Source organism: Falsiroseomonas sp. RANM36 (assembly GCF_056682175.1).
Window position 1 is genome coordinate 217,066 of the sequence record NZ_JBWXTD010000003.1, and the last position, 6,077, is coordinate 223,142.

Here is a 6,077-nt window from a genome sequence, read left to right on the forward strand (position 1 = left end):
GCCGCCCCCCCCGGGGGGGGGGGGGGGGGGCCCGCCCCGGCGGGGGGGCCGCGGCCGCGGGCCGCGAGCGAAGCCAGCGCCGCCCAATAGGGCTGGTATTCCGCCAGCCGCGCATCGGCCGCGGCGGCCCGCAGCGCAGCCAGGCCGGCTGCCGCCCCCTCGGTCTCCGCCACCGCCACGGCGCGGTTGACCGCCACCACGGGCGAGCCGGTGGCGGCCAGAAGGGCATCGTAGAGCAGCCGGATCGCTGGCCAGTCCGTCCGCCCGGTGACGCGCCGTGCGGCATGGACGGATTGGACCGCGGCCTCCCACTGGAAGCGGCCGGGACGGCCCCGCGCGGCGGCGGCGCGGAGCAGCCGTTCGGCCTCGGCCTGCATCGGCGCGTTCCAGCGCCCGGAATCCTGCGCCGAGAGCGGCACATAGCGGCCTTCCGCGTCGCGCGCCGCCTGGCGCCGCGCCTCGAGATGCAGGAGCAGCGCTGCGAGGCCGGCGGCCTCCGGCTCCTCCGGCGCCAGCGCGGCGCAGAGGCGGGCGAGCCAGACGGCCTCCCCGGCGAGCGCACCGCCATCGGCCGGATCGGCGGCGCCGGCGGCATAGGCGGCGTAGATCGCCTCCAGCGCCGCCGGCAGCCGGGCCGCGACCTCCGCCCGGCCCGGCAGGGCGAAGCGCCCGCCGGCCGCGGCAAGCCGGCGCTTCGCACGCACCAGGCGCTGGCCCATCGCCGCGGGCGAGACCAGGAAGGCCGAGGCGATGCGCGCCGCGTCGAGCCCGAGCACGCATTGCAGCATCAGCGGCGCCCGCGCGGCCGGCTCCACCTCCTCCGCCGCGCAGGCGAGCAGCAGGGCGAGGCGGTGGTCGGGCAGGCGCTCGGGGTCATCCGGGTCAGCGGCTTCCCCGGTGCTGCGGAGCAGTTCGGGCAGGGCGGCGCCGGCGGTGGCGGCGCGGCGATGGCCGTCCAGCAGCCGGCGCCGCGCGGCGGTGAGCAGCCAGGCCTCGGGCTTGTCCGGCACGCCCGAGGACGGCCAGGCGGCGAGGGCGGCGGCGAAGGCATCGGCCAGCGCATCCTCCGCCGCGGCGAGCCCGGCGCCGCGCGCGAGCAGGAAGGCCAGCAGCCTGCCATAGCCCTCCCGCGCCGCGCGCTCCGCCGCCTGCGCCGCCCCTCGCGCCGCCGCCGTCATGCCGGTCAGCCCGGCGGCGGGCCCATGACCATGATGGGGCGCACCTCCATCACGCCATGCGTCGCGCCGGGGCAGCGGGCGGCCCAGCGCAGCGCCGCCTGGATGTCCTCCACCTCGATCAGGTAGTAGCCGGCGAGCTGCTCCTTCGTCTCCGCATAGGGGCCGTCCAGCACCTGCGGCGCACCGGCGGCCACGCGGACCGTGTGGGCCGTCATGGAGGGCTGCAGCGGATCGCCGGCGACGAGGGCGCCAGCCTCCTTCAGCGCGGCGGTGTAGGCCATGTAGGCGCCGTAGATCGCGCCCTTCTCCTCCTGCGGGCGCGCGGCCCAGGCCTTCTCGTCGCTGTAGATCAGCAGCATCGCCTGCATCACCGTCTCTCCTGTTCCCGGCGGGCGCCGATGCGCCGCCGGGATGATGACGCGGCGGACAGAGGCATTTCGACAGGCGCGCGCTATTTTTCTCCGGCGTCGTCGCGCCTCGCGCCATCCAGCAGGCGACGGCGCTTTTCCCCGGCGGCCTGGTCGGCCTGCTTCTGCGCCTTGCTGCGCCCGTGCTTGGCGCGGTTCGCCGCGGCCTCCGCCTCGGCCTCGGCCCTGGCGCGGGCCTTCCGGGCGCGGTTGAGGTTGACGATCTCGGCCATGCCGCGAGACTAGCCCCGGACCCGCCCAGGAAGGAACGCGCCATGTGGATCGAACTCACCGCCGCCGACGGCCACAAGCTCGCCGCGTGGAAGGACGGGCCGGCCGATGCGAAGAAGGCGCTGGTGGTCGTGCAGGAGATCTTCGGGGTGAACCACCACATGCGCAACGTGTGCGACCGCTTCGTGAAGGCGGGCTACGCGGTGGTGGCGCCGGCGCTGTTCGACCGCACGGAGCGCGGCGTCGAGCTCGGCTACAAGCCGGAGGACGTGGCGCGCGGGCGCGAGCTGCGCAGCAAGGTGCCGGAGGCCGGCACCATCGCCGACATCGAGGCCGCGGCGGCGGCGCTGCCGGCGGGCGCGAAGAAGGGCATCGTCGGCTATTGCTGGGGCGGCACCGTCGCCTGGTGGGGTGCGACGCGCACGAAAAGCTTCGCGGCGGCGAATGGGTGGTACGGCGGCGGCGTCGCGGGAACGCGGACGGAGACGCCGAACTGCCCGGTGGAACTGCATTTCGGCACGCTCGACGCCTCCATCCCGATGAGCGACGTGGAGGCGATCAAGGCGGCGCAGCCGGGCGTCGCGGTGTTCGTGTACGAAGGCGGCCAGCACGGCTTCGGCTGCGACGAGCGCGGCAGCTACAACCGCGAGCTCGCCGAGATCGCCTGGGGCCGCACGCTGGACTTTTTCGCGAAGCACCTGGGGTAGGCGGCGCGGGCCGCGCGCTCTCAGAAAACGCGCGCGGCCACCGCGTCCAGCTTGGCGATCAGCGCAGGGTCGCGCTTCTCGGGCGCGGTGATGATCGCGTTGTCGAGCGCGCGGTCGCAGCCCGCCGGGCACGGCCCACGCCTGGCACCGAGCGCCGGCACTACATCGGCCACCAGCGCCCGCGCCTTGTCGGCGTTCGAGAAAAGCACCTTCACCACCTGCTCGACGGTGACGTGGTCGTGGTCCGGGTGCCAGCAGTCGAAGTCGGTCACCATCGCGACCGTCGCGTAGCAGAGCTCCGCTTCCCGGGCCAACTTGGCCTCCGGCATGTTGGTCATGCCGATCACGCTGCAGCCCCATTGGCGATAGAGCTCGCTTTCCGCCTTCGTCGAGAATTGCGGGCCTTCCATCACCAGGTAGGTGCCGCCGCGCGTCACCGGCAGGCCAAGCTTGCGCGCCGAAGCCTCCAGCGCATCGCCGAGCCTTGGGCAGACCGGATGCGCCATGGAGACATGGGCGACGCAGCCGCTTTCGAAGAAGCTCTTCTTGCGGGCGAAGGTGCGGTCGATGAACTGGTCCACGATGACGAAGTGGCCGGGCGGCAGATGCTCCTTCAGCGAGCCGACGGCGGAGAGCGAGACGATCTCCGTGCAGCCGGCGCGCTTCATCGCGTCGATATTGGCGCGGTAGTTGAGCTCGGAGGGCGGGGTCGGATGGCCGCGGCCGTGGCGCGGCAGGAAGCGCACGGGCACGCCGCCGAGGCGCCCGAACAGGATCTCGTCCGAGGGCGCGCCCCAGGGCGTGTGCACCCGCCGCCATTCGCGGTCCTCGAGGCCCGGGATGTCGTAGAGGCCGGAGCCGCCGATCAGGCCGATGACGGGGGTGATCTCGGTGGACATGGGATGGCTCCGTCGGCGGGGGGCTGCGCGCCGCGCTTGTAGCGGTGCGACGCGGCGCGCTCCACCCCGATGCTCAGGCTGCCATCGCCTCCTCCGCCGCCAGCAGCCGGTCGAGCTCCGTGGTCACGGCGGCGCCGGCGACGAAGAGCAGGCCCGTCACGCCATCCTCGTGGCGCGCCACGCGGGCGGGCAGGAAGGCGCCGCCGGCGATGGCGATGCGGATCTCGGTGCCGGCAGGCAGGCCGAGCTCGCCGCGCACCCCGGCGCCGCCGCGGGAGAGGTTGTCGAGCCGCGCGGTGGAGGACCCGCCCGCCCATTCCAGGCGGCAGGGCAGGTCCAGCCGGTAGCGGTCGTATTGCCGTCGGTCGCCCGCGCGTTCGAGCGAGGCGAGGAAGCCGTCCACCTCGCCGCGCAGCGCCTCCGCCCGGCCGCCCACTTCCTCCGAGGCGGCGAGCACGCCCTGCGCGGCGCCGCCTCCGGCCTCCGCCGCTTCGGTCAGGGCGCGCATGCGGTGCAGCACCTCGTCATTGCCGCGCGCCGCCGCTTCCACCCGGCCGGCGATGGCGCCGATCGCGCCGGCCTGCGCCTCGATGGCGTCGGCGATGGTGGCGGCGGCGCCGCGCACCTCGCCCACCGCCTCGGCGATGCGCGCGATGCTGCCGGCGGCCTCCCCGGTCGAGGCCTGCACGGCGGCGATGCGGCTCGCCACCTCCTCCGTCGCCCTGGCCGTCTGCGCGGCCAGCGCCTTCACCTCGCCCGCGACCACGGCGAAGCCCTTGCCGGCCTCCCCGGCGCGCGCGGCCTCGATGGTGGCGTTGAGCGCGAGCAGGTTGGTCTGCGCGGCGATGCTGCGGATCGTCTCCATCACCGCGCCGATCTCGGCCGCGGCGGAGGAGAGGCTGTTCACCAGGCGCTCGCTGTCGGCGGCCTGCGCGACGGCCGCGGCGACCTGCGTGCCGGCCTGTTGGACCGCGCCGGTCACGGCGACCGCGTTCTCGCGCAGGCTGCCCGCGGCCTCCCCGGCTTCGCGCAGGCCGGTGGCGCCGGCCTCGCTCGCCGCGCGCACCGCGGCTGCCTCGTTGCGCGTGGAGGCGGCGAGGTTGGCCATCGTGCCGGCATTGTCGCGCATGCGCGCGGCCGATGCGCCGAGCCCGCCGAGCACGCCGCCGATCACGGCGGAGAAGTCCGCGGCGAAGCGCTCCGTCGCCTGCTGGCGGCGCAGCTTGGCGTCGCGGTCGGCATTGGCGCGCGCCTCCTCCGCACGGGCCTGGGCAATGCGCGTGCGCAGCGTCTCCACCGCGCCGGCGACGCGCGCGATCTCCTCCGGCGGGTGGCCGAGATCGGCCTGCGCCTGGAGGTCGCCCTCCGCGATGCGCTCCACCAGCGCGGCGAGGCCCGCGGCGGGCGTCGTGACGCGGCGGCGGACGAACCAGACGAGGGCGGAGGCGGCGGCGATGGCCAGCAGCGTCAGTGCAAGCACGAGCGCCGTCTGGCGCGCGACCTGGCCGCTGATGTCCGCCCAATAGGTCTTGTTCGCATCGCCCGCCGCGACGGAGAGCGCGGTGGCGAGGTCGAGAACGCGGCTCGATTCCGCGAAATAGGCGTCGAAGGCGATGGGATAGGGGCGCCCCGCCGCCGCGGCCTCCACGATGGAGCGGCGCAGCGCGGCATAGCCACCACGGTATTCGGCCAGAAGCTCCCGCAGCGCCTGCTGCAGGCGCGGGGAGAGGGCGGGGTGGGCGGCGATCGCCTCCAGCGCGTCGAGGCGGCGCGCCGTGGTGCTGTCGAAGGCGGCCATCTGCTGCGCCACCGCGGCGGAGATCGGCTCCCCACGCGCCAGGGCGACGGCGATCAGCGTGCGGTCGCGCCCGCCATATTCGCGCACGGCCCAGGCCAGGTGCTGCAGCTGGTCGCGGACCAGCACGCCGCCCGGCACCGGCTCATTCGTGCTGCGGGCGGTCAGGCGACGGTTCTCGATGGCGTAGATCAGCGCCGGCACGCCGGTGGACCAGCCGAGCAGCACCGCCGGGTCGCGCTGCGCCAGTGGGCGCGCGAGATTGGCATCCGCCGGCCGGCGCAACGCATCCAGCCCGGCAAGACGCCCCTCCGTATCGTCCGCGAGCGCCCGGGCCTCGGGCGTGCCGACCGAACGCAGGCCTTCGAGCGCCTCGGCGAAGCCGGCCGCGGCGACGCTGCGCTGCCGCTCGATCATGGCGCGATGCTGCGCCGAGAGCGGGTCCGGCAGTTGCAGCGTGACCTGCACCAGCGAGCGTTCCAGCGAGAGCTCGACCAGCGCCTTGCCCAGCGTGGCCACGGCCGCGGTGAGGGTGCGCTGGCGCTCCGCCGCCTGCCAGTTGCGCCACCGCTCCGGCAGCAGGATGGCGGCGAGGGCGAGCGTGCTCGCCGCAAGAAGCGCCGCGAGCGCGGTCGCAAGGCGTCCGATCGAGACCTGTCGAGGCATGGGCGGCTCCGGCAGCGGGAGGCGCCTGTCTGCCGCGGGAAGGTGAACCGATGGTTGTTCCGGGGCCAGAAAAACCCGGCGCGCGCCGCCCGCCCGCCTTCAGTGGTCCACGACGAGGCGCAGCTCCGTCAGGCCGTCGCGGTGGCGCACGGTGGCGCGGCTCGACCGGCGGCGGATCATGTGGCCGGCGAGCC

At 75.2% G+C, this 6,077-nt stretch carries 6 protein-coding genes; 1 reads left to right on the top strand and 5 read right to left on the bottom strand.

Annotation, left to right across the window (positions count from 1 at the left end; all coding sequences use genetic code 11):
- The 3 genes from AC1MIR_RS05850 to AC1MIR_RS05860 form a co-directional block, all read right to left on the bottom strand.
- Positions 1–1,178: DUF6596 domain-containing protein (locus tag AC1MIR_RS05850; protein WP_480027247.1), on the bottom strand; the 1,178-nt coding region annotated here is incomplete at its 3' end.
- Positions 1,179–1,183: 5 nt separating this feature from the next.
- Complete coding sequence (locus AC1MIR_RS05855) at positions 1,184–1,546, bottom strand: YciI family protein (protein ID WP_480027248.1); 363 nt, start codon at positions 1,544–1,546, stop codon at positions 1,184–1,186.
- 83 nt (positions 1,547–1,629) lie between these two features.
- The gene (locus AC1MIR_RS05860) at positions 1,630–1,818 is read right to left on the bottom strand and encodes a DUF4169 family protein (RefSeq protein ID WP_480027249.1); all 189 of its coding nucleotides are present in this window, start codon (positions 1,816–1,818) and stop codon (positions 1,630–1,632) included.
- 42 nt (positions 1,819–1,860) lie between these two features.
- Here AC1MIR_RS05860 and AC1MIR_RS05865 point away from each other — a divergent pair, with 42 nt between their 5' ends.
- A complete protein-coding gene (locus tag AC1MIR_RS05865) occupies positions 1,861–2,523 on the top strand; it encodes a dienelactone hydrolase family protein (protein ID WP_480027250.1) in 663 nt (220 codons plus the stop codon).
- Between the two features lie 20 nt (positions 2,524–2,543).
- Here the strand turns inward: AC1MIR_RS05865 and AC1MIR_RS05870 are convergent, their stop codons facing one another.
- Positions 2,544–3,422, bottom strand: coding sequence for an S-methyl-5'-thioadenosine phosphorylase (locus AC1MIR_RS05870; RefSeq protein WP_480027251.1), 879 nt, complete (start codon positions 3,420–3,422; stop codon positions 2,544–2,546).
- Between the two features lie 73 nt (positions 3,423–3,495).
- Complete coding sequence (locus AC1MIR_RS05875; RefSeq protein WP_480027252.1) at positions 3,496–5,883, bottom strand: methyl-accepting chemotaxis protein; 2,388 nt, start codon at positions 5,881–5,883, stop codon at positions 3,496–3,498.
- Between the last annotated feature and the right edge of the window lie 194 nt (positions 5,884–6,077).

Bases quoted from the DNA above. Each gene is read 5' to 3' on its own strand.
- AC1MIR_RS05855 (WP_480027248.1), bottom strand. From the start codon at position 1,546: ATGCAGGCGATGCTGCTGATCTACAGCGACGAGAAGGCCTGGGCCGCG.
- AC1MIR_RS05860 (WP_480027249.1), bottom strand. From the start codon at position 1,818: ATGGCCGAGATCGTCAACCTCAACCGCGCCCGGAAGGCCCGCGCCAGG.
- AC1MIR_RS05865 (WP_480027250.1), top strand. From the start codon at position 1,861: ATGTGGATCGAACTCACCGCCGCCGACGGCCACAAGCTCGCCGCGTGG.
- AC1MIR_RS05870 (WP_480027251.1), bottom strand. From the start codon at position 3,422: ATGTCCACCGAGATCACCCCCGTCATCGGCCTGATCGGCGGCTCCGGC.
- AC1MIR_RS05875 (WP_480027252.1), bottom strand. From the start codon at position 5,883: ATGCCTCGACAGGTCTCGATCGGACGCCTTGCGACCGCGCTCGCGGCG.